At 62.3% G+C, this 23,023-nt stretch carries 20 protein-coding genes; 13 read left to right on the forward strand and 7 right to left on the reverse strand.

Annotated elements, in window-relative coordinates:
* Positions 1-10 precede the first annotated feature (10 nt).
* From ACNR9O_RS09180 to ACNR9O_RS09190, 3 genes are all read left to right on the forward strand, one after another.
* Positions 11-772 carry an SDR family oxidoreductase gene (locus ACNR9O_RS09180; protein WP_473681310.1) on the forward strand — a complete coding sequence of 254 codons (762 nt, stop codon included), beginning with the start codon at positions 11-13 and terminating at the stop codon, positions 770-772.
* Between the two features lie 85 nt (positions 773-857).
* The gene (locus ACNR9O_RS09185) at positions 858-2,186 is read left to right on the forward strand and encodes a cytochrome b (RefSeq protein ID WP_473681308.1); all 1,329 of its coding nucleotides are present in this window, start codon (positions 858-860) and stop codon (positions 2,184-2,186) included.
* Between the two features lie 16 nt (positions 2,187-2,202).
* Complete coding sequence (locus ACNR9O_RS09190) at positions 2,203-2,694, forward strand: Ohr family peroxiredoxin (RefSeq protein ID WP_473681306.1); 492 nt, start codon at positions 2,203-2,205, stop codon at positions 2,692-2,694.
* A gap of 99 nt (positions 2,695-2,793) precedes the next feature.
* On the opposite strand, the gene ACNR9O_RS09195 is transcribed toward ACNR9O_RS09190, so the two are convergent.
* From ACNR9O_RS09195 to ACNR9O_RS09205, 3 genes are all read right to left on the reverse strand, one after another.
* On the reverse strand, positions 2,794-3,543 hold the full coding sequence (locus ACNR9O_RS09195; RefSeq protein ID WP_473681304.1) for an SDR family oxidoreductase: 750 nt from the start codon (positions 3,541-3,543) through the stop codon (positions 2,794-2,796).
* Positions 3,544-3,734: 191 nt separating this feature from the next.
* Positions 3,735-4,772, reverse strand: a complete 1,038-nt coding sequence (locus ACNR9O_RS09200) for a LysR family transcriptional regulator (protein ID WP_473681303.1) — start codon at positions 4,770-4,772, stop codon at positions 3,735-3,737.
* A gap of 194 nt (positions 4,773-4,966) precedes the next feature.
* Positions 4,967-7,828, reverse strand: a complete 2,862-nt coding sequence (locus ACNR9O_RS09205) for a winged helix-turn-helix domain-containing protein (RefSeq protein WP_473681301.1) — start codon at positions 7,826-7,828, stop codon at positions 4,967-4,969.
* Positions 7,829-8,337: 509 nt separating this feature from the next.
* Here ACNR9O_RS09205 and ACNR9O_RS09210 point away from each other — a divergent pair.
* From ACNR9O_RS09210 to ACNR9O_RS09230, 5 genes are all read left to right on the forward strand, one after another.
* Positions 8,338-9,162: an alpha/beta fold hydrolase gene (locus tag ACNR9O_RS09210; protein WP_473681299.1), complete on the forward strand. Its 825-nt coding sequence runs from the start codon at positions 8,338-8,340 to the stop codon at positions 9,160-9,162.
* 159 nt (positions 9,163-9,321) lie between these two features.
* A complete protein-coding gene (locus ACNR9O_RS09215) occupies positions 9,322-9,651 on the forward strand; it encodes a hypothetical protein (RefSeq protein ID WP_473681297.1) in 330 nt (109 codons plus the stop codon).
* A gap of 310 nt (positions 9,652-9,961) precedes the next feature.
* Complete coding sequence (locus ACNR9O_RS09220) at positions 9,962-10,975, forward strand: acyltransferase family protein (protein ID WP_473681296.1); 1,014 nt, start codon at positions 9,962-9,964, stop codon at positions 10,973-10,975.
* Positions 10,976-11,022: 47 nt separating this feature from the next.
* Entirely contained in the window at positions 11,023-12,579 is a 1,557-nt protein-coding gene (locus tag ACNR9O_RS09225) for a tannase/feruloyl esterase family alpha/beta hydrolase (protein ID WP_473681294.1), read from the forward strand.
* Positions 12,580-12,854: 275 nt separating this feature from the next.
* Positions 12,855-13,859, forward strand: coding sequence for an MBL fold metallo-hydrolase (locus ACNR9O_RS09230; protein ID WP_473681292.1), 1,005 nt, complete (start codon positions 12,855-12,857; stop codon positions 13,857-13,859).
* A 149-nt stretch (positions 13,860-14,008) separates the two neighbouring features.
* Here the strand turns inward: ACNR9O_RS09230 and ACNR9O_RS09235 are convergent, their stop codons facing one another.
* Positions 14,009-14,488, reverse strand: a complete 480-nt coding sequence (locus ACNR9O_RS09235; protein WP_473681290.1) for a carboxymuconolactone decarboxylase family protein — start codon at positions 14,486-14,488, stop codon at positions 14,009-14,011.
* A 267-nt stretch (positions 14,489-14,755) separates the two neighbouring features.
* Between ACNR9O_RS09235 and ACNR9O_RS09240 the strand changes: the two genes are divergently transcribed.
* Positions 14,756-16,339 carry an MFS transporter gene (locus tag ACNR9O_RS09240; protein WP_473681288.1) on the forward strand — a complete coding sequence of 528 codons (1,584 nt, stop codon included), beginning with the start codon at positions 14,756-14,758 and terminating at the stop codon, positions 16,337-16,339.
* A 189-nt stretch (positions 16,340-16,528) separates the two neighbouring features.
* On the opposite strand, the gene ACNR9O_RS09245 is transcribed toward ACNR9O_RS09240, so the two are convergent.
* Together ACNR9O_RS09245 and ACNR9O_RS09250 are read right to left on the reverse strand one after the other, a co-directional pair.
* Entirely contained in the window at positions 16,529-17,341 is an 813-nt protein-coding gene (locus ACNR9O_RS09245; RefSeq protein ID WP_473681285.1) for an SseB family protein, read from the reverse strand.
* Positions 17,338-17,694, reverse strand: coding sequence for a hypothetical protein (locus ACNR9O_RS09250; protein ID WP_473681282.1), 357 nt, complete (start codon positions 17,692-17,694; stop codon positions 17,338-17,340). Before ACNR9O_RS09250 ends, ACNR9O_RS09245 begins: the two co-directional genes overlap by 4 nt.
* A gap of 123 nt (positions 17,695-17,817) precedes the next feature.
* Here ACNR9O_RS09250 and ACNR9O_RS09255 point away from each other — a divergent pair, with 123 nt between their 5' ends.
* Entirely contained in the window at positions 17,818-18,135 is a 318-nt protein-coding gene (locus tag ACNR9O_RS09255; protein WP_473681280.1) for a helix-turn-helix domain-containing protein, read from the forward strand.
* A 637-nt stretch (positions 18,136-18,772) separates the two neighbouring features.
* Here ACNR9O_RS09255 and ACNR9O_RS09260 read toward each other — a convergent pair.
* A complete protein-coding gene (locus ACNR9O_RS09260; protein WP_473681278.1) occupies positions 18,773-19,648 on the reverse strand; it encodes a hypothetical protein in 876 nt (291 codons plus the stop codon).
* A 153-nt stretch (positions 19,649-19,801) separates the two neighbouring features.
* Here ACNR9O_RS09260 and ACNR9O_RS09265 point away from each other — a divergent pair, with 153 nt between their 5' ends.
* The 3 genes from ACNR9O_RS09265 to ACNR9O_RS09275 all read left to right on the forward strand — a co-directional run bounded on the left by ACNR9O_RS09265 (position 19,802) and on the right by ACNR9O_RS09275 (position 23,023).
* On the forward strand, positions 19,802-20,053 hold the full coding sequence (locus ACNR9O_RS09265; protein WP_473681276.1) for a hypothetical protein: 252 nt from the start codon (positions 19,802-19,804) through the stop codon (positions 20,051-20,053).
* Between the two features lie 557 nt (positions 20,054-20,610).
* Positions 20,611-21,171, forward strand: coding sequence for a hypothetical protein (locus ACNR9O_RS09270; protein WP_473681274.1), 561 nt, complete (start codon positions 20,611-20,613; stop codon positions 21,169-21,171).
* Positions 21,164-23,023: a hypothetical protein gene (locus ACNR9O_RS09275; protein ID WP_473681272.1), complete on the forward strand. Its 1,860-nt coding sequence runs from the start codon at positions 21,164-21,166 to the stop codon at positions 23,021-23,023. Before ACNR9O_RS09270 ends, ACNR9O_RS09275 begins: the two co-directional genes overlap by 8 nt.

The following is a 23,023-nucleotide window of genomic DNA, read 5'->3' on the forward strand; positions in this document are numbered from 1 at the left end:
GAGGTTTCCCATGAAGATCGTTGTCATCGGCGGATCGGGATTGATCGGCAGCAAGGTGGTCTCCCGGTTGCGTGCACGAGGCCACGAGGTCGTGGCCGGCTCACCATCGTCTGGCGTGAACACCATCACCGGCGAAGGCCTCGACGAAGCCATGGCGGGCGCCAGCGTCGTCATTGACCTGGCCAACTCGCCCTCCTTCGAGGATCAGGCGGTTCTCGACTTCTTCCAGACCGCGGGGCGCCACATCGCCGATGCCGAAAAGAAGGCGGGGGTGAAGCACCATGTCGCTCTTTCCGTGGTGGGTACCGACCGCCTGACGGCCAGCGGATACTTTCGCGGCAAGGCCGCGCAGGAAAAGATCATCCGCGAGTCAGGCGTCCCCTATACGATCATCCATTCCACGCAGTTCTTCGAGTTCCTCGGCAGCATCATCAAGTCGGCATCCAAAGGGGTGGCGGTGCACGTCTCGCCGGCCCTCATGCAGCCCATCGCGTCGTATGACGTGGCCGACGCAGTGACTACCTATGCGTTGCGCCCGCCGGAGAACGGCGTGGTCGAAATCGCCGGCCCGGACAAGGTCAGCCTCTCGACGTTGGTACGGCAGTTTCTTTCCCTCACCAACGACCCTCAGGAAGTCGTCGTGGACGGCAATGCGCCCTATTTCGGCGCGATCCTGGAGAAGGAAACGTTGCTTCCAGCGAGCGGCGCTCGAATCGCACCGACCGACTTCAAGACCTGGTTCGAGCGGTCGGAATACGCGCAAGCAGCGTGAGGCCGTAGCGCGACGTGGTCGGCATGGCCATGCCACCCGCCCCTCTCAAGCGTGCCTCCGGTACTGGAGGCACGCGCTTTCGTTCATGCAAATCCAGACCGGAAGATTGCCCTCAATGACTATGGAGACGCGTATCCGCCAATGGCTGGATGAACGAGCGCCCGGGCTGGGTGTCCTGGTCCGCAAGCACTACACGCAATACTACGCTCCGAAGAACCTCAACTTCTGGTACTTCTTCGGCGGCCTCAACCTCGTCGTGCTGGCGAACCAGGTCATGACCGGCCTATTCCTGGCGATGAACTATAAGACGAGCGCCAAAGAGGCTTTCGGCTCGGTCGAATACATCATGCGGGACGTGCCCTGGGGGTGGCTGATCCGATACATGCATTCCACCGGCGCGTCGTTGTTCTTCTGCACGGTGTTCCTGCATATGTTCCGTGGCGTCATGTACGGCTCGTACAAGCGTCCGCGAGAGCTTGTGTGGGTCATCGGGATGCTGATCTTCCTTTTGCTAATGGCCGAGGCGTTCATGGGCTACGTGTTGCCGTGGGGCAACATGTCCTTCTGGGGCGCCAAGGTGATCATCTCGCTGTTTGGCACCGTGCCATTCGTTGGCCACAACCTCGTTGAATGGGTCATGGGTGACTATCTGCCCGCGGATGCCACGCTCAATCGTTTCTTCGCGCTGCACGTCGTTGCGCTTCCGCTGGCGCTGCTTCTGCTGGTGATCCTGCATATCTTCGCGTTGCACGAGATGGGTTCGAACAACCCCGATGGCGTCGACGTCAAGCATGGACCGAAGGGTAATCGGTGGGATCCGGCCAAGCCGATCGACGCCATACCCTTTCACCCCTATTACACGGCTCACGACGTCTTTGCCGCACTGTTTTTCCTCACCGTCGCAGCCTTCATCGTGTTCTACGCCCCCACGCTCGGCGGATGGTTTCTCGAGCGCGACAACTTCCTGCCGGCCAACAACCTGGTGACCCCCAGCCATATCCGGCCGCAGTGGTACTTCACGCCGTTCTACGCCATTCTGCGCATGGTCCCGTCTTACTTCGGCACGCCGGTCTGGGGTGTCGCCGCGATGTTCGGATCCATCCTTCTTCTCGTGCTTTTGCCATGGATAGATCGCGGGAAGGTGCGCTCGGTGCGCTGCAGAGGCACGGGGTTCAAGGTCGCGCTGGCCGTACTCGTCACCAGTTTCGTTGGCCTTGGCGCCGTGGGGGCGGGCTTCGTCGAAGAGGTCATCTCTCTTTGGTTTCCGCACGCGGATGTAACGTATTGGGAAAACGCCTTTGGCCGCCTGATGACGGCAGGCTACTTCGGCTTCTTCGCATTCCTTTGGATATATACGCGTTTCGATCTGGAGAAGACTCGCCCAGTACCCGAGCGCCTGAACTCCGAAACATGATCTCCAGGGTCTACCCATGAGCAAACTGCAACGGCCGCCCACCTCGCTGCTCGATAAATACGCCGGCGCAGAGTTTCAACCGCTTTACACCGCCACCGTGCGAGTCACGGGCGGCGAATGCAAGCACGCGCGAGCTTCCGGTGTCGCACGCTCCGACGACGGCATGCTGGACGTAAGGTTGCGGCTTCCCACTGAGCTGGGTGGGCAAGGCGAAGGAACCAATCCCGAGCAACTCTTTGCCGCGGGCTACGCCGCGTGCTTCCAGGGAGCACTCAGCTTGCTGGCCGCCCGCGCGAAGGTCGAGATCCCCGACGCCGCCGTCATCGCCTCGGTAACGTTCGGCAGGGATCCGGTGGACGGCTTGTTCACGCTCGCCGCCCAGGTCCGAATCAGCTTGCCGGGCGTGGATCGTGCGTTGGCCGCGGAACTGGTGCGCAATACGGAGCGGATCTGTCCATACGCAAAAATGGCCAGGGAAGGCATCGAGTGCATCGTCTCGCTCGCCTGAGCGCGGCATGCCCTCGTCCTTTCCTGGCCATCGCCGGACTATTGACCTGCAGCGGGACCGATCATCCGCCACCTGGTACGGAGCCCCGCCGCCGGGAGTTCACGCCAGGGACATGCCGCCGTCCACCAACAGCTCGGCACCGTTGACGTACCGGCTTTCGTCGGACGCAAGGTACAGCGCCGCGTGAGCCAGCTCGTCCGCGCCACCCAAACGGCCGGCGGGGATACGTTCGGTCATGGAGTGGAGAAAGGCGGGGCGCTCTGCCTCGGGCACGCCCAGCTTTTCGATGATCGACGTGTCTACCGGGCCCGGACTCAACACATTGACGCGCACCCGCCGCTGCCTGAACTCCAAGGCCCAGCTGCGGGCGAATGCCTCGATGGCGGCCTTCGATCCGGCATACACGGCATGCCCGTCCAGAACCTTGGAGGATGCGAGCGAGCTAGTGAGAATGATGCTGGCTCCGTCGCGCAGAATCGGCGATACCGCCTGCACGCCAAAGAATACACCCCGGGTATTGACGCCGAACTGCGCATCGAATTCGTCCGGACTCACCTGCGCGGAATGCGCGACCGTCAGAATCCCGGCATTGGCCATGTAGATGTCCAATCCACCATAACGCTTGCGAATCTCGTCGGCCACGGACGCATGATGGGCAAGATCGGCCACGTCACCTTGAATGCCCAAAGCATCGTGACCGATCAGCCTTACGGCTTCGTCGAGCGTATCCCGCCGTCGCGCGGTCACGATGACTTTGGCGCCGTGCGCGGCAAAAAGACGTGCCGTTGCGAGACCTATCCCGCTGTTTCCACCCGTAATCAGAGCAATTTTCTTGTCAAGCCGCTTCATCGTCACTCCTCTGCGCCAAGGCACTTCGATGCAACGAAGTCTCCGGCATGGCATGTGTATTCAGTAGGCCCACGCAGCGACTCACTGTGTTGTCGCTTGCGCATCAGTCGGCCGTATCGAGGTGGTTGCACGGCTCTTAAAGCAGACTATGCCGCCCCGCACCGGCAAGCGGCGGGAGCGCGACCCCACGGCTACTTGATCGAAAGGAACGCCACATTTCCAAGGCGGGGGCGTTCTCCACGCGCATGGTCAGGCATCTCGCCCAAGGCGGAGCGCTGAGGGTCGGCGTTCCGGATGGCTTGCGTCATGTAGTCGATGAAGGCCCGCATGCGCATGGGCATATGCTGCCTGCTCTGGTAGCAGATGTAGTGGCCGCTGTCATCCGGCGCGTACTGCGCCAGGCACGTCACCAGCGCGCCGGACGCCATGGCATCGCAAGCGAGATAACCCGGGACCTGTGCGATCCCCATGCCGTCGACGACCGCCTGCAGCACCAGTTCCGGATCGTTGTAGGTCAGCCTGGCCTGGGGCAGGAACCTTTGCGCCTTGCCGCCGACCTTGAACTCCCATTCGAGGATGCGCCCCATGCCGGTGCGTAGATTGACGCACTCGTGGGACGACAGTTCGTCAATCGTCGCAGGTAGCCCATGCGCTTCGCGATACCCCGGGGATGCGCATACCATCAGTTGCATGGGGATGATCTGCCTGGCAATGATCTGGGCGTCCTCGAGGTGTCCATGGCGGAACGCGATGTCCACCCTGTCCGATGTGAAATCGACGGGCTTGTCGGTCAACAACAGATCGACGGATACCTCGGGGCAGGCCAATTGAAATCCGCCGAGCAACGGCGCCACCAGCCTCCGGCCAAAGCCCACGGGCGAACTCACGCGCACCTGCCCCCGGGGTGGCCCGTTCCGCAGGTCCCGCATCTCCTCGACGGCCTGGACGATTCGATCGACGCCCGGATGACAGCTCATGTAGAACATGGTGCCTTCGCTGGTGAGGGTCGTGCTGCGCGTGGTCCGGTGAAAGAGGCGCACATTCAGCTGCCCCTCGAGCTTCTGGACGTTTCGGCTCACCGCGGAGCGCCCGATTCCGAGGCGATCCGCCGCGCGGGCAAAGCTGCCCTCCGCTACCACGGCAATGAAAGCAACGACACCGGCGTAGGTGGTGGCAAAACTAGCGGACAAGGGGTCGGCAGGTGGACTCATGGGCGTCGATGAGGTCATGGCGGCGTTTCCCGGCTCGGATAAGGCAAGGCGTTTGCATCAAGGCGCGGAATACCTTGCCACCCTGCTCGTCCAGGGCGACCGGAGCCAGTTATTGCATGTGAAAGCTTGTTAGCGGGCGACTGGGAGCGGTCGGCGTCCACGCCCTGGCCCCTGCAAGGAGATAAGGACGGCCTGGCGAGCGTTTGCGCGACTCAGCCCTGCTCTTGAATGATCTTCTCGCGCAGATTCCGCGCCCTTGCGGCGGCCTGATCCTGTCCCTCGGTAACAGACTTGGCGAGCGTCTCATCCAGCAGCTGGATGGCCTGCCTCTCTCGACCCGTGCCGGTCCAGAGTTCCGCCACGCTCGATACGGCGCGCAGCTCCCAGCCGACTGCGCCCTGCCGCCTGGAAGTCTCGAGTGCGCGGAGATAATGACTCTCCGCTTCCGTCGCCAGGCCACGCCGTTCGCTGCGAACGCCAAGGGCTCGCCAGACCTCCGCCGCGCACCAGAGGCCCTCCCCCCTTTCGAGCCGGGAGACCATGTCGTCGTCGACCCAGTCGACGCAAAAGGTCACCAGCATCTCCTTGCGCGACGAATCGTAACCCGCGAACCGTTCCAACACTTTGCGGACATGCGGCCTGGCGTCAGGCTCGATCGCAAGCTGGAGACCCTGCAGAAACGATTCGGCATACCGCAACCACGTCACCAGTCCTTTGCGCTGGGCCTCGCCGATCATTTTGAGAATCCACCGCTCGGCGAGTTCGAGCTCTCCCGACCACAGGGCAACGGGACAGGCACCGTACAAAGCGGAACACAAGGATGCGGCATGGCCTGCCGCCTCCGCCCGCTCCACTGCCTCGGCAGCGGTCTGCAAAGCCCTGGCCGTTTCACCCCGGATCCACAACGTTCGGGAAAGCACGGCCTTGGCGGCTACGATGGGGTCCACTCCAACCATGTTAGTGCGCGTCCGCCCGGTACCGCTCAAGCGTAGCGACGCCTCGCAGTGCAGTGCCGACGCGTCGAACCTGCCGCAGAAATGGTTGGCCATGCCGCTCACGCGGTGAGCCAGATTGAGCGCAGCGGGATCGGCACACGACTCCGCCACGGCGAGCAAGGTCTCGGAATGCGGCAGAGCAGCCGAGTACTCCCCACTGAACATGTCATGCGTGCACCTGCCCCAGCGAGCCTGAAGTTCAAGTGTGCGCACGCCAGTCGCCAATGCTCCCGCCAGAGCCCGGTCGCACACGGCATCGAGCTGGTCGCGGGATCCTGCCGTATGAAGCAGCGCGATCATCAGCTGCGTCGTCAGCCAGGTCGCCGTTTCCATGTCCGGCTCGGCCTGCTGGTCGACCAGCTTGAGCGCGGCGGTGATCCAGTCGCGATATTCGGCGACCAGGGACAAATGAAACCAAAGGGGCGCGGATGCTATGACCAGGGCGGCGGCATTCTTCGCGTCGAGCTGCTCCTTCAGATAGGTCTCCAGCGCAAAGCGAACATCGTCTACGACGTGACCATACCGGTCTCCCCAGTCCCGCTCCGTCAGCTGGGGCAGCTCCGCGGCTGCCGCATGCATGACGGCGAGCATCAGGTTCCCATGACGTTTGAGCAATTCCGGCCGCTCGCCGCTCTGCGCAAGCAGATGGCCGGCGTAGCTCCTCGTGGTATCGAGGAGGCGGTAAGGCGCGGCGGAATCGCTCCGTTCGAACAGCACCAGAGACTTGTCCACCAGCGAGATGAGCGCATCGAACGCCACCTCGGGGTCCATCTCGCCGGAGACGACCTGAAGCGCGGGCTCGGCAGCAAAATGCCCTCGAAAGACAGAGAGCCTGCGGAACACGCGTAGTTCGGCATCGCCCAAAAGACCAACGCTCCAGTCCAGCGCGGCCGCCAATGACTGGTGGCGCGCCGAAGCGGAGCGATTGTCGATGGAAAGCAGTCGCATGCGGCTGTCCAACCTGGATGCGAGGTCGTTGACGGACTGCCCTCCCAGACGCGCGGCCACCAGCTCGATCGCCAGCGGTATGCCATCGAGTTGACGTGCGATCTTTGCAAGCGCCGGACCATCTGACTCGTCGAAAGTACCGGCTCCGGCGGCCCGCGCACGCTCGACCAGCAACTCCACCGACGGCCACTGCATGGCCTGGGCAAGCAAGAAGTGATCCGCGCTCGGAATAGCCAAGGGAGGCAGGCGGTAGACATGCTCGCCGAATATGCGGAGCGTCTCGCGGCTTGTCGCGAGGATGCGCAGGCCAGGCAGTGCGGACAGCAGCCGCGTGATGGGCAGCGCGAGAGAATCGATCACCTGCTCGCAATTGTCGATCAACACAAGCACATTCCGCCCCGTGAGGCATTGCGTCATGGCATGCAATGGATCGGGCAGATCGGCGGAGCCACCGAGCGCGCGCGCCATCGTGCCGAGCACGTGCTCCGAAGAAATCAGTGGAGCAAGGTCAACAAAGGCGACCTCGGTGGCTGCCCTCGCCTGGCGGCGCTCCGCAGCCACCAGGGCGACACTGGTCTTGCCGATGCCACCCGGCCCGACGATCGAGACAAGTCGATGGTTGTCGATGGACTGAAGAACATGATCGACCTCGGACTCGCGACCCACCAGTTCGGTCAGGCGCGATGGAGGCCGGTTGAGCAAAGCCGCCGCCCTTGCCTGGGCCTCGGCCAGTGGGTCGATGAGTTCGCGCAAAACCCGGCCATTGAAGCGATAGCCTCGTAGCGGGATATTGGAGATCCACTCCTTGCAGCCCTCCCCGCTTCCAGGCATCCCCAACGCCTTGCGAAGTTGGGACATGTGGACGCGCACGCTGCCTTCGTCGACGACGACAGGGCCCCAGACGGCGGACAACAGCTCGTCCTTGCTGACGATTTCGCCTGCGCACTTGAGCAACTGCAGAAGCAAGTCAAAAGAACGCGAGCCGAGCTTTATCTCTCGCCCGGACGACTCGATCCTTCGTTGACCTTCCCAGACCATGAAAGAACCGAAGCCCCAGCGTGTCTCGGGAGGAGACTGGGATATCTCATGGGGATTCGGCGAGAGATCGAGAGGTTCGCGAGGCTTTTTCATGATGGCAATCTTCGGCTTGCTCAGTCGCCTCCATCCCGAATTCGCCCCCGTTCGTCGTGAGCCCCGCTGCGACCAAGTGTCGGGACGTGAGCAGCAGGCATCCCGGTTTCATGCAGGCTTCGAGCGCTGGCGAGCATGCCATTCTCATATTAAGCATTGGTGTGCGCTCAACAACACCATGCTTACCCTCGCATCTCTACTGCGGTCAGGTTTCGAGGCTTAGGCTTGTCCATGCGCCCGGCACACGTGTTTCCGCATGTGGCATCCGTGGCCTGATCGTGGCGTCCGTGGCCTCAATCGCCATGACCCGCGACGGACAGACACTCCCTCGATATCCAGCGAAAGCGAGCAGCCGAATGCACTATCCAAACGACCTAGCACCTGCCGACCCCGTCCGCCGGCAACTGATGGCGGCGGGACTGATCGCCGCCGCGGCGGTTTCACTGCCGCTATCTGCTGCTCAGACCGCAGCAAACCGACTCCCTGCCACGAGACAAAGAAACGCTAACATGAACTCGATAACCACAAAAGACGGTACAGAAATCTTCTACAAGGATTGGGGCTCGGGCCAGCCCATCGTTTTCCATCATGGCTGGCCGCTTTCCAGCGACGATTGGGATGCCCAGATGCTGTTCTTCCTGCATCAGGGATATCGCGTCATTGCCCACGATCGCCGTGGCCACGGCCGCTCATCGCAGGGCAACACGGGACACGACATGGACCACTACGCTGCAGATGCCGCCGCTGTGGTCGAGCACCTTGACCTGAGAGATGCCATCCATGTGGGGCACTCGACCGGCGGCGGTGAAGCGGCGCGATACGTAGCTCGCCATGGTGCTGGCCGCGCCGCCAAGCTGGTGCTCATGAACGCCGTGCCTCCGCTCATGCTCCAGACGGCCGCCAATCCGGGCGGCTTGCCCATCAAGGTTTTCGATGAGCTCCGCGCCGCACTGGCCAGCAATCGCTCCCAGTTCTACCGCGACTTGGCGTCCGGTCCGTTCTATGGCTTCAACCGTCCTGGCGCGAAGACCATCCAGGGTTGCGTGGACAACTGGTGGCGCCAGGGCATGATGGGCGGTGCCAACGCGCACTACGACGGCATCAAGGCTTTTTCGGAAACCGACTTTACCGATGACCTCAAAGCCATCGACGTCCCCACGCTAGTGATGCATGGCGACGACGACCAGATTGTTCCGCTCGCCGATTCGGCACCTCTTTCGGCGAAGCTCCTCAAGCACGCGACGCTGAAGGTCTACCCGGGCTATCCCCACGGCATGTTCGCCGTCCATCCCGACGTCATCAACCGCGATCTGCTGGCGTTCTTTCGCAGCTGAGTACGGGCTGCCCGCTTCCCTTACGCGAAGCGGGCAGCCTCCCGTTCGACCGCTTCTTCAAGGATACGGGCTGCCGCGGAATGGTGCCCCCCCTTTCGCTCCGACGGCTGCCGTCCCAGCGCGCATTCCATCCGTCATCGCATGAAGGAGGTCCGAGCCATGATCGAAGCCACGTCGGCCAGCGCACTGGCCCGCCCGGCGCTGAGTTCCCTGGTGACCGCCGCCTATCTTGCGGACCCTTCGGATCGGCTGATCTCGCCGGTTGGCGAACATAGCTACAGCACCTTGTTCGGTCTGATACCGGCCACGCTGGCGGTGCTGCGAGTGGCTGCCGCGGTAGAGCCGGACCCCTCGGCCCTACAAGCCTGGTATCTGCACACGCCTATTGCCGAGCTGGGCTACCTCACGGCGGCACAATTGATCGAGCTGGGGCGGGCGGAGGCGGTCATCACCTTTCTTCGCTCCGTGCTTGATGGCTGCCGGGACTGAGATCGACTGGTCTACGACGCCAGGTCGTCACGCGTCGCACCGATTGTTGCGTAGACAGAAACACCCCCATGCCTTTCGTGAGCGTACCGCTCAATACAAGTTGCGCCTACCATGCAGCCGGACCGACGCCGGCCTGCTTCAACTGACCCGTACCTTGGCTGCGGCAGCCATGCGCCCGCTTTGCGACCCGTCGGATCGAACTGTCTTTATTACGTGCGCAAAGGCCCGCCCGAAGGGCCAGCCCGAGCCGAGATCCGCCATTGCATTGCAGTGCCGCTCATTTCCCCGGCAGGGCTGCATCGGAGCGACCATGTCATACAACCCTGCGCTCGATGGCGTCCGCGGATTGGCGATCCTGGCCGTCGTCGCATTTCATTGCGGCGTACCCGGAAGCGGCGGTGGATATCTCAGCGTAGACGTCTTCTTCGTTCTTTCCGGCTACCTCATTACGTCGCTTCTTATGGCGGAACACCGCGGCGGCGGCATCCGAATCGGCTCGTTCTATATTCGGCGCGCCCTGAGGCTCTACCCAACGCTTCTGCTCCTGGTGGCCGCGTACCTTTTGATGGCTCCCGCGCTCTGGCCTGCCGACCAGCCATGGCTTAACGCGGCATTCGCCAGCTTCTATGCCATGGACTACGCCATGGCTTTCAGGTACGCATCCAAGACCATCGGCCATACCTGGTCACTGGGAGTCGAGGAAAAGTTCTATCTGCTCTGGCCACTGCTTCTGCCATTGACCCTGCGGACACGACGACCAATCGCGTGGCTGCTCGCGGCATTCGCATGCTTCAGTGCCTGGCGATGCTTCGTGACTATCTTCTGGGGCTGGGCCCAGGCGTACTTTTCCTTCGATACGCGGATGAGCGGCATTTTGATCGGGGCGATCGCTGCCGTAACCCCCTTGCAAGTGTCCAGGCAGGCAGCGCTGATCGCCGGCGGCGCCCTCGTTATCTGCATCGCCTGCCCATGGATGCCATCGCTACCGGCTCAGCTTGCGGTAGAGGCCGTAACGCTGGAGGTCACTCTCGCCGAACTTTCGGCCTTCCTGATCATCGGCTACCTGGCGGAGCATCGCCATTGTCCAATCCTGGCCTCCCCGGCCATGGCCTACATTGGGCGCCTCTCTTACGGCGTTTATCTATGGCACTTTCCCTTGGTGGTCTTGCTCAGGGATAGCTACTTCGCCCCCTGGTGGATGGCTCTGCCGGCAGCACTCGTCTTTTCGTTCGTGCTGGCGGCCATCTGCCTGCACATGGTGGACACTCCGATCAAGCGCTGGCGCGTAGAGCGCCCTCTGGCTCGCGGCACCGTCATCACGTGACCAGGACTATCCCGTTCCCCTCCCTTGCCGCGCGAAGGACATCGATCGTGAAACGATACCGCATGGTGTTCGGCTTTTTGATTTTCCTCGCGCTGGCACCGCCTGATGTCACGCATGCGAGTGCGACCGGGTGCGAGAACATCAGGAGCCTCGAACTCGACGACACTGAGATTACGTCTGCCGCAGTCGTCGCGTCTGGCGCCTTCATACCGCCCGGCCAAAGTGCGGTCGGAACAGCAACCAACCCTTACGCACCGCTGCCCTCCTTCTGCCGCGTCACGGGTATCCGCCACCCGGGCCCCGAGTCCAGCATCGGCTTTGAAATCTGGATGCCGGCATCCGGCTGGAACGGCAAGCTCGTCGGAGTTGGTAATGGAGCATGGGCAGGCTCCATCGCGTATCCGGCGATGATCACCCCGCTTTCAAAGGGCTATGCGACAGTGGCGGGCGACGGCGGACATCAGGGGAGCCCCGTTGACGCGGGCTTTGCGGCAGGTCATCCGGAAAGGCTCGTCGATTTCGGCTACCGTGCAGTTCACGAGATGACGGTGGCGGCGAAGGCGATCATCGAAGCTTTCTACGGGAGGAAAGCGGAGCGTTCGCTATTCGCCAGCTGCTCCACCGGTGGCCGCCAAGCACTGATGGAGGCATCCCGCTACCCGGACGACTACGACGGCATCTCATCCATGGCGCCGGCGAATCCTACAGTTGCGCTCATGGTGGGTTCGTTATGGACCAGCTCGGCCACTTCGAAGAACCCAGCCAGCAAGATCCCGCCTGCCGCACTCGAATGGGTGCGCAAGGCGGCGGTAGCGAGCTGCGATGCCGACGACGGTGTGAAAGATGGCATCATATCGGCACCCAACCGTTGTCACTTCGATGTCGGCTCGCTTCAATGCAAGCGTGCGAGCCACGGGACGCAGGGCGCCTCCTCCCAGTGCCTGACCGAGCCGCAGATCGCCGCGCTCCGCGCGATCTATCAGGGGCCACGCAATCCTCGCACAGGGGAAACCATCATTCCCGGCTTCGAGCCGGGCAGCGAGGCAGGGCTTTCGATACAAGTGTCCGGCGCCGGACCGATCGCGCCCGTGCTTAGCTACTTTCGGGACGTCGTTTTCAGCGATCCCGAATGGAACTTCCGTACTTTCGATTACGACAAGGACGCCAGTCGCGCGCTTTCCCTGCATGGCGGATGGGTGGACGTCCAGCCCGCCAGTGTCGTGGGCTATCTCGCCAGCGGGCGCAAGCTCCTCATTTCGCATGGCTGGTCGGACCCCCTAGTGCCACCGCTGGCCAGCGTCGACTTCTACGAGGCATTGACGGCAGCCCAGGGGGCTGACGGCAGAGATAATGCGCGTCTCTTCATGATTCCGGCCATGGGGCATTGCACAGGAGGCGACGGTCCCTTTGTGTTCGATCCCATCAGCACCATCGACACATGGGTGGCGACCGGCCAGCCACCCGAGCGTATCGTGGTGAGCAATCCGCCAGGCGCAGCCGCACGGACGCGCCTCATATGCCCGTATCCGCAGGAGCCCGTTTATTCGGGGACTGGAAGTGCCGGCGACGAAAAGAACTTCCGCTGCGAAGCCGTGAAGCATTGATACGGGACCCGCCAGCGACACCGTAGCCTCCAGGTACGTACTGCCACCACGCTCAAACCCGCCCATGGCGACGTGGAATATTGGTGCGCGGCCAGCACGACGATGATTCTCTTCGCGAGGCTAGCGGGCTTTTCGGATCTCGCAGACTCTATCCGCCCAAGGTCAAAGAAGCCTTGCAGGTCGGATGGATGGTGCGCGTAAACGCTCATCCTCACACCACGGCTCACTCGCATTCACCCGTAAGGCAAGCGCCATCTCGTCGGAGAGACTTCATCATGCGCAATACACATGGTTTCGCTAGAAAACTTCTTGTCAGTGCCCTCGCCATCGCCACGGGATCGACATTCATTGCGGATAACGCGAACGCTGAAGCACCGATGGCCCTAACTCAGGCGCCGGGCTATTACCGCCTGATGCTAGGAGCCTTCGAGGTAACGGCGCTGAGCGACGGCACGATCGATTTCGCCATGGACAAGCTGTTGATCGGAAAATCGCCCGGCGAGATTGCAGCTGATTACCGGAAGGTCTTTCAGACGCTCCCGGCCGAGTCGTCGATGAACCAGTTCCTCATCAACACCGGCAACCGGTTGATATTGGTCGACACGGGCGCGGGTGCTTTCTACGGTCCCACGCTAGGAAACACCCTCAAACATCTGAGGGCCGCAGGTTACGCGCCCGAGCAGATCGACGATGTGGTGATCACCCACATGCACGTTGACCACATCGGCGGCCTGGCCAAGGACGGGCAGCGAATCTTCCCAAACGCCGTCGTTCACGTCGACAAGGCCGAGTACGACTACTGGATGAACCACGCGAACGCCGCACGCGCCTCGGAGGCGGTGCAGATCAATTTTGACGTCGCCCCGAAGATGTTCGGACCCTACCTCGATGCCGGCAAGCTGCGGCTCTACCAGGGCGACACGCAGATCGCGCCTGGTATTCGTGCCGTTCCCACGGCGGGCCATACGCCTGGCCACAGCTTCTTCGTTGTGGAGAGCAAGGGCACCAAGCTGGTTCTATGGGGTGACGTGGTGCACTCGGCTCCCGTGCAGTTCCATGACCCGTCCGTCCGAATCGTATGGGACAGCGACGACAGGAAGGCCGAGCATGTGCGCGAGGCTGCGTTTGCCGACGCGGCGGAGCACGGCTATCTCATCGGCGCGGCTCATTTGCCGTTCCCGTCGTTCGGGCACATCGCGAAAGCCGATGCCGGCAGAGGCTATCTCTATGTGCCGTTGAACTATACGCAGAACCGTCGCACGGAGAGTCACGGGCACTGAACTCCGTCATGTCCGCAACCGGGCTCAGGAATGTCGCTCGACAACATGCTTCGGCCACCTGCAGCGTGGTCGATCATGCTGGAACGGCCATCTTCACGGATGGAGATGGCCGAGCGAGATGGCGAGAACGCTGCCGTCGAAAGAGCTATTCAGGCCAATCCGGTCTTGTCGATGCCAAAAGCCTTATCCAACGAGCCAGGGGCGGCCCTGAAGCCCACATTGATGCGATTCCAGGCATTGATCGCCGCAATGACATAGCTGAGGTCGGTGATTTCCTTCTCCGACAACTGGGTGCGCACACGCTCGTAGACATCGTCGGACACACCCTGGGACTGAAGCGTGGTGAGTGCTTCGGTCCATGCCAGCGCAGCTCGTTCCCGCGGCGAGAACAGCGTGGATTCCTTCCAGATCGGCAGGTGATACAACCGAAGCGCCCGCTCGTCATGCATCACGGCCTGCTTGACATGCAGGTCAAGGCAAAAGCCGCAGCCATTGATCTGCGATGCGCGGATATCGACCAGATTGCAGATGGACTCCTCGATAGTGAATCGCCTTGCCAGACTGCTGAGAGCGGCAAGTCCATGAAAAAGTTCAGGGGAGTGTTTTTGATAATCGATGCGTTGGGTCACGGCTCTATCCTTGTTGAAATGGTCGGCGGTCCGCAGGTCGATCGCGACGATGGCTTGCGCGCAGATGTGTCATGGCCATGAGCCTAGACATCGACCTTGGCAATCGGTAGGCACAGCAACAGGCGCGCTGTGTTGTTTTACAAGCACCAATGAATTGATCAAAAAGACGGCGAATTGACGGCTCATCGCCATCGATCGAGTCGTCACGAACCTCTCGCCAGGAGCGGAGTAATCTCCGTCGCTCCGAGACCGATGGAACAACGAGCCATGATCGGAAAGCCTTCCTGCGAAGAAGCGATCATTCTCAGCGGCGCGCCTACGGAGCCATGTTCGGTCACATCGCGGAGATGGACGCTGGCGGTGGCGATTCTTGGATCCAGTCTGGCCTTCATCGACGGGACCGTGGTCAATGTCGCCCTTCCGGCCATTCAGCGGGCTTTCGGATCCACCACGTCCGAAGCGCAGTGGGTGATGGAGTCCTACGCCCTTTTTCTGGCGTCGCTGCTGCTGGTCGGCGGCGTCCTTGGCGACCGCTTCGGCCGCAAGCGCATCTTCATGCTGGGCACGATGGTCTTCACTCTCGCCTCCATCGGCTGCTCGCTGTCGATGACCGTAGGGGTATTGATCGCCGCGCGGGCGATCCAGGGGATCGGCGCGGCACTCTTGGTTCCAGGCGCCCTTGCCTTGATCAGTGCCACTTACCCCGCATCGGAGCGCGGTGCTGCCATCGGCATTTGGTCCGGTTTCACCGGCATCACCGCTGCCGTCGGACCCGTCATCGGGGGCTTTCTCGTCGATCATTACGCCTGGACCTGGGCTTTTCTGGTCAACCTGCCTCTTGGCCTTCTGGTGCTGGCGATATGCGCCGCGAAGGTGCCCGAGAGCAAAGCCGGGACGAGCGACGGGCGGATTGACTACCCGGGAGCCTGTCTGGTCACGATCGGATTGGCCGGGGTGGTCTATGCTTTCATCGAAGCCCCGAACCACGGCTGGAGCGTCCTGCCCGTATGGGGAAGTCTTGTCGCTGGCATCTCCTCGATGCTGCTTTTCATTCGGGTCGAAGCGAGCGCCACTTCCCCCATGCTTCCTTTGCCGCTCTTCCGCGATCACGGCTTTACAGGGGCGAATCTGCTGACCTTGATGCTCTACGCCGCGCTGGGCGGAGCCCTGTTCTTTCTGCCGCTGAATCTGATTCAGGTGCAGGGCTATAGCGCCACGGAGGCAGGGGCGGCGCTACTACCCTTCATTGCCATCATGTTCATGCTGTCGCGCTGGTCGGGCGGCCTGGTTGATCGATTCGGCGCTCGACTGCCACTGGTGGCGGGCCCGCTCGTCGCCGCGGCGGGGTTTGCCCTCTTTGCACCCATTTCCGTCGACGGCCACTACTGGACCACGTTTTTCCCGGCCATCTGCGTGCTTGGGCTAGGCATGAGCATCACGGTCGCGCCTTTGACGACGACCGTGATGAATGCGGCGGGCGTCGAATGGGCCGGCACTGCCTCTGGCATCAACAACGCCATATCGCGTGCCGCAGCGCTGCTGGCCATTGCCCTGCTCGGCTTCGCGATGACCTTGGCGTTCAATGCGCGACTGGACGCCGAGCTGGGGAAACTGGATCTCCCCGCCGAATGGATCTCTGCCGTTGTGGCGCAACGCCAGAAACTGGCTGGCATCGGCATTCCCGACAGCGCAAACCAAGCCGCCGCGGCGGCCCTGAAGCATGCCATCGACGTGTCCTTCGTATCAGGCTTCCGCCGGGTCATGCTGATTTCCACCGCACTATCGTTGCTCAGCGCGTGTGCTGCCTGGCTTTTGATTCCCGGAAAAGCAGGTGATGCGTCGCCCGGATGAGGCTGGGCTTGCCGATATCCGTGGGGCACCGCCAGTGGTTACTAGGCCCGCCCTTAAGTGCCAAAAACTACCTGTGATAACGAACACTAATCGCCATACTACGTGTCCCTGCCCTTTGGCCAATTCGCCAGTGGCCGACCAGGGCCCAGACACGCGTAGGCCCTGGTCGAATAGCTACCTCGCCGCGCGTCAGGACAGTCGTGTAGGAGGGGTGTCGATCGCGGCCACCAAGCGAGCACCCCAGCTCTTCGCGTAGGTCGGCAGCAGTGCAAAGGCGTCGATCCAGGCCGGGCGGCTGTCGGGCTCGACGAAATGCATCACATCCAACGGAAACCGATGCTGGATGCAGGCGGGCTGTGTGGCCGTGACCACGGCATGGACTGCACGATCCCCCTGCCCGGCCGCCGTCCCCAGGGCCAGCAGAAGACTCGGATGGCCGAGGCCCGGCGGCGCACAAAGGCTCGCCAAGTAGGCAACCTCCACGATCGGTAGGCCGGCAAGCGTGAGCGTGATCAGATCGATCAGCCATGCGGGTGTGATGCCGGGAGGCCCTACCTGTGGCTCCTTGCCCGCCTGAATCGTCACTTTGTCGATGCGCGCTACCCGCCCCGTACGCAAGAGCGTGTCAATCTCCTCGGGATAGAGCAGCCCCCGCTCGTCGTTGGGGTTTAGGACGAGCGTCGCGCCACGCGTGGCCTCTAGGAAGGAGCGCCCCGGCAGCGCCACAACGCGGGCGGCCTGCCCCGCCGCGATACGCGCCCTGACATGGTCTGTGAAGAAGGGCAGCAGCAATTGCCCGGTCTCCGGGTGCGGAAACTGGATGAAACGCAGGCGCAGGCCTTGCGGATCAGCGATTGGAACATGCGCATACACGGTCGCCTGGAGTAACGCGCGAAAGAACGCCGGTTCCTGGTGCGGATCCATGGTCGCGCGTGCCAACAGACGGGTCAGGTGCTCAGCGCGGGGCGCCGTCTGCTCCCGAGTTCGCGGTCGGCGGCTCATCCAGAGGTCGACCCTTCATCCAACTGCTGACGGCGTCGCTGACGAAAGATCGCCGAGAAGCGATCAATGAACTCGCCCATCGGGCCTCGGAAGCGCAGCGCCTCGGCAGGCAGCGCTATCCCCAACTGGCGGGCGATATCGGTCGCGTACTGCAGCTGTGCGGGCGTCGGCGGCTTAAGGTCCGGGTCCAGGCACTCCGCCAGTGTCTCTGCGAAGCATTGGGCCAGCCGGATCCGGAAGCTTTCGACGGCCCCCGCGTGCAACGCCCGGTCGTATTGGAGCAGCCAGGCCTCCTGCACGGAGGCATCCAGCGGGATGGAGACGGCATCGTCATCATGAAGTACCAGCTGCATGGCCTGGGGACCCCATGGCCCCTGCGGGGGGCCGCTTGCGGCCCATATTACGAAACTCGTAATATCGCGAGCAAGGCAAAGTTACGAATCTCGTAGGGGGTTACCTCGACGAAGGTTCGACACATGCCGCGGCGGACGGACATCCGGCTGATTTTCCAGCGACGCCTCAAGCAGGCGCGACTGGTACGCCAATTGTCGCAGCGAGAGCTCGGAGTCAAGGCAGGACTGGACACGTTCGTGGCCGCTACCCGCATCAACCGCTACGAGAAGGGCGTGCATGAGCCAGACATGGCCACGATCGCCCGCCTGGCTGCCGCGCTTCATGTCCCAGCGGCCTACCTGCTGGCGGAGGACGAGCGCCTGGCCCGGCTGATCCTTGCCTTTGAACAACTGTCCTCAGCCGAAAAGGATCAACTCCTCAAATCGGTCGAAAAGCCGTAAGGCACGCCGGCGACGCCAGAATGCCCCGCCGGCCAGGACCATACGACATCGCATCTTGCCGATCATCAGTGCTGGCACTGAGCTGCAGCTCTTCGCACTGGCTCGCCCCCCTGCCGGACCTTGAGCGCGCACTGACGGCGGTGTTTCGAGAAGCCTTGGTCGTGGACTGCGAACACCTGTCGCCGCCCAACACCCTTGAAAGCTTGATGCTCATTCTCCAGGCACCCCGGACCGGCAGCTTGCGGCGTGGACCAACCCCAGCCACTGAGAAAAAGCAGCTTCTAAAACCCATGGACTCGCCTAGCGGTGCATGGTCAAAACTCCACGCTCTCTTTTTAGCCGCGCACCACATGCCGCTATCGACTCACCGAAGGCCGTCGCCCGATAGGCCATCAGGCGCTTCGCGACCCAGCCGCTCTCAGGCCGTGAGAGGAAGGCAAGGCAACACGCGTGGCCTCAAAGTTCCTGCATGAGCGCGCGAAGGCAAAAGCCACAGAGATAAAGGCGCAAGCCGTGCCGTCTACATGTCGAATCCGGACAGTGGCTGCCGCCATCGAAGACACGGCGGGTCACTAAGGAAAGCGGCATTCACTTCTAGGAAGGGCGAACAAAACCGTGAGACGCCACCCCCTTGTGGTTATGGGCCGCAACGCTCAATCGACGCTGGTCGTATGGCGGAACGAGGGACAGACTCTGAACGGGAAGGGTGAACCCAAGGCCGAAGCGGCACCACCCCCTCCAGCAGGGGCAAGGGACGCGGCAGATATCGCGGTAGCGCCTTCGCCGACAGGGAGGACTCGTCAAAAATCCAAGGAGGCCTGCCTTCCCAAGGCTTCGGCTCCCTTATCTGCGCGCGAAACGCTTCCCAATCGACCATCACGCGGGCAAAAAGCCAACGAATTCCAACCATCATATCCTCCACACACTGCAGCAGCAGATCGACGTCAGGTCGCACCCAAGAAAAACGAGAGACCGATGGCAGCACCGCATATAGGTGCTGCGCGTAATGACCGATTTGCTCGAGCTCGGAGCGCGCCACGGACATCCGGAGCAAGGCAAGAATCGCCAATAAACCGGAAAAATCACCGCGCAAAACGAGCGACGCGGCGTCCTCCCAGACGCAGGGCGTTGTGCGGTCATCAGACGCCCCGCTCGCACCGATCGACGGCAGCATCCAATAGCGTCCACCGTCGGGCTCTATGACGTAGAGATGGCGCACGACCCGTTCGACAGCCGGCGCACTCAGCGCCTTGGGCATTAACAGTGACGCGATGGCAAAGACATCTTTCGTGCCCGGGACCTCACTCTCGACCCGCTGCACCATGCCCTTGGATACCGGCTGTCGCCCGACTGCCCAGTCGCACACACGTCGTGGATCGAGACCGTATCCGGATCGGGACGAGGCAAATCGCTCGAATCGATCGATAAAACCGCGCTGGCAACCCGCCCCCGACTTCAAAAGCGCGTACCTATACCAGAGCCGGGTCCCGAGGATTCTCTCGACGGTCCGCATGAGGCCGCCCTCCTACCACGACAAGAGCTCACAGCCTAGACCCATCTTTTGATGGACAGGATGTATCGCAAAACTGCCCCCTTGGATCGCCCCTGAGCCGCGTTAGCGTTCTCGCCTCAGTGACAACACCGGACAATGGAGGACATTCACGTCATGCTGACGAAATCGGAGCGCGAAGCGGCCCTGCGTGAACGGTTTGGCGACGTCCTGACGCTGGCCGACCTGGCCGTCATTTTGAGATACCCCTCGGTCGGCGCCATTCGAAAAGCGCGATCCCGCGGCCAGCTGCCATTGGCGCTGGCACGGATGCGCCCACGGCGCGGATGGTTTGCGACGGCCGAAGCGGTGGCAGATTTGCTGTGCTCGCTCGACGGCGAACGGCACTCCGCTTCGGACACCGAGTAACGACCGGGAGCTCTTTCGAGCCACATGATTCTCGCTCGCAGCTTGAGCGCGTGCCGGAACCAGGACCCGACAGAGGCAGCAGATTGCCCATCAGTGCGGCAACACCTATGCCGTGCGCGCGGATCGCGTGCGCGTGAAGCGTCCCATCCCATACCCCGCCCAAGGAGGTACCCCACCCTGCGACTTCACTGAGCCACCACCGCCCCTCGCCGCAATAAAAAAGCCCCTCGGCGCCAACCGAAAGGGCTTTGGACTTACAGGAACAGGATCGACGCCTGGACTGTAGCTCTGCTGCGGATGCGATGCAAGCATCCCAACCGGGATGAGGGGCGGCCTTTACCCCGGAGAAAGCCAACATGCCGTCCATGACTCGCACCCGCCCCATCACTGAGGCGGAGACACTCTCCCATGGCCCGACGAGCGCCATTCCGCCGAGCGCAAGAAAACCAGCCCCGCCCTTCTCACCTCGCCCTCTTACGCGTCCCGAGCGACGCCGTGGCGACCTCTACCTGTACCGGTCGCCCAAGCTGTCTCGAACGGTCGAACTGATTGGCTGCGTGAATACGGCCCTTGCCCTCACCCTGGAATTTGACCCAAGCGTGGCGGCCTATGTGGAGCGCCCGCGCAAGCTCACTCTGGCCTCTGGCACGACCATGGAACTCGCCTTTTGGACGCAGGAACGCAAAGGGCGAGAGCGCTTCTGGCTACCCGTGGCGTCCAGCGACACGCTCCACACGTCGACACCTCGACGCGAACATCGCCATGCACGCGACATCATCGAAGCGGCCCAGGTAGCGCATATCGCCCTGGAGTTTTTCTTCGAAGACGATCTTAGGCGGCAATCAGCCGTACTGAGCACCTGGTACCGACTGCTGCCCTACGTGCAGACCGCACGTACCCTGCCTCACCGCGAATCGCTGAGCCAGCAGATCATGGCCATGTTCCAGATTATGGAGCAGGCCACTGTCGAGCAGATCGAACTGCAACTTCAGGCCTTTCATGCTGCCGACGTCCGCGCAGTGCTGTTCGATCTCATGCATCGCGGTGAGCTTGCGATGGCCGACCCCACTCGCCTGGGGCGCTTCAGTCTCTTGACGAAGAGGGGTAGCCATGACTGACCCCATCCTCCCCATTGTCGGCATAGATTTGCGCGAGCTCGTACGCCCTAGCACCGATGACATTCCCGAGGAACGCCGCCCCGACTACCTTCGTCGATCTGGCGCCGTGATCGATGTCGCCGGTGGCACGCCCGTCACCGTCGCCGCTCGCCTCCACGGTGTCGATCCACGCACCGTGACCAGGGATTGCGAGATCGCCATGGAACTGGCGATTGACGGATTGCGCATAGGTTTCCGCGCCTGCATTCCCTTCAAGCATCGACGCGCCAAGCCCCGTCCTGCCGATATGTATGTCGAGGCTCCACCCACCAAGGGGCCCTATGCCTTTCAACGATTGCTACAAGGATGCGAAAAGGCCAGAAAGATCATCGAGGCCTACAAAGGAGCACTCCCAGATGGCAAGCGTAAGGCTCGGGCCTTCGACCGATTGTTCGATCAGTTCAAAGCAATCATTCGAGCCACCCTAGGCAAGGAAGGCTATCCATTCACCGCCAAGGACGAGGGGCGCCGAGCGCTATTGCTGCACATCAAGCGTATTCGACAAGCCCGACAGGAGGCCGGCGCAGCGGAGACCGAGGACACCGAACCCAACGTGACGCGGTTCAACCAGATCTTCCATCTGGCACCACTGGACCGGATCGAATTCGACGCGCACAAGATCGATATCGATTGGGTCCTGAACTTGACCGATCCGCAGGGAAGGCTCGTCCAACGGCACATCGAATGCATCACCGTCCTAGTGGCGATCTGCGTTGTGTCGCGATACGTACTCGCCCACCTATTAGTGCTGGGCGCTTACAACCATCTAGATGTGCTTCGCCTGTTTCATAAGGCGCTCTCGCCCTGGCAACGTCGAACCTTGATTGTGCCTGGCATGCAATACCCCGAGGGGGCGCAACTGGGCCTTCCCATCAACGAGCAGGGAGCCGGCCCACGGGGCATCCTGATCGCTGGCGATAACGCCCTGGCGCATCACGCGCACCACTGCGTCAGCAATCTTCTGGATCATCACCGCGGCTTTCTTAACTTCGGGCCGTCACACGTACCCGAAGTGCGCCCGATCGTCGAAGCATTCTTCCGCCTCCTGGAGGAAGGCGCCTTGCGCAAGCTCGCCGGCGCATTCCAGCCAGAAAGCCGCACACGAGGCAAGACACGCACGTCGTATGTGCGCGCCGAAGACCATCCCTTCCACTACGAAGGCATGGAAGACCTCATGGACGTCCTCATGGCGGGATACAACATCACGCCGCATTCCGGGCTGGGAGGCCGTACTCCTGCTAGTGCGGTGAATACTCATCTGGCATCGGGCTGGAGTTGGTACAGCAGCGACGCCGCCAGCGACGCCTCACGCCTGACGACCATTCGGTTCGCCCCAACAATCCGGGGCGGTGCATCCGGTGGCCGCCCGCCCTTCGTGCAGTACTACGGCGTCCACTATCGCAGCTCGAAACTGATGGGACGGCGCGACATGGTCGGGAAACGCCTCTTCGCCGAAGCCAATCTCCAGGATCTTCGCCAGATCGTGCTGTTGAGTCCGGACGACGGCGCTCCCTGGTCACGCCTGACGGCCCGCTCTCCCTGGGATCGCACGCCGCATGACCTGCATCTACGTCAACAAATCATTCGCGCCCGCAATCGAGGCCTGCTGGACCTCAAGGGGAGCAGCGACGCAGTTGAGAGCTACCACGCCTTTACGCACGAACTGGCGCTGCAAGACAAGGCAGCCCCCGACCTGTACGCCCGCGTCGACGCGCACTTTCAGCCCACTCCAAGTCCGGCGCTCGCCGCCAGCACGCCCCCAGTTGTGCTCCCACGGCGTGGGCGCACCACCTTTGCACATCGCAAGGACTAA

Source organism: Dyella sp. CR10 (assembly GCF_055814425.1).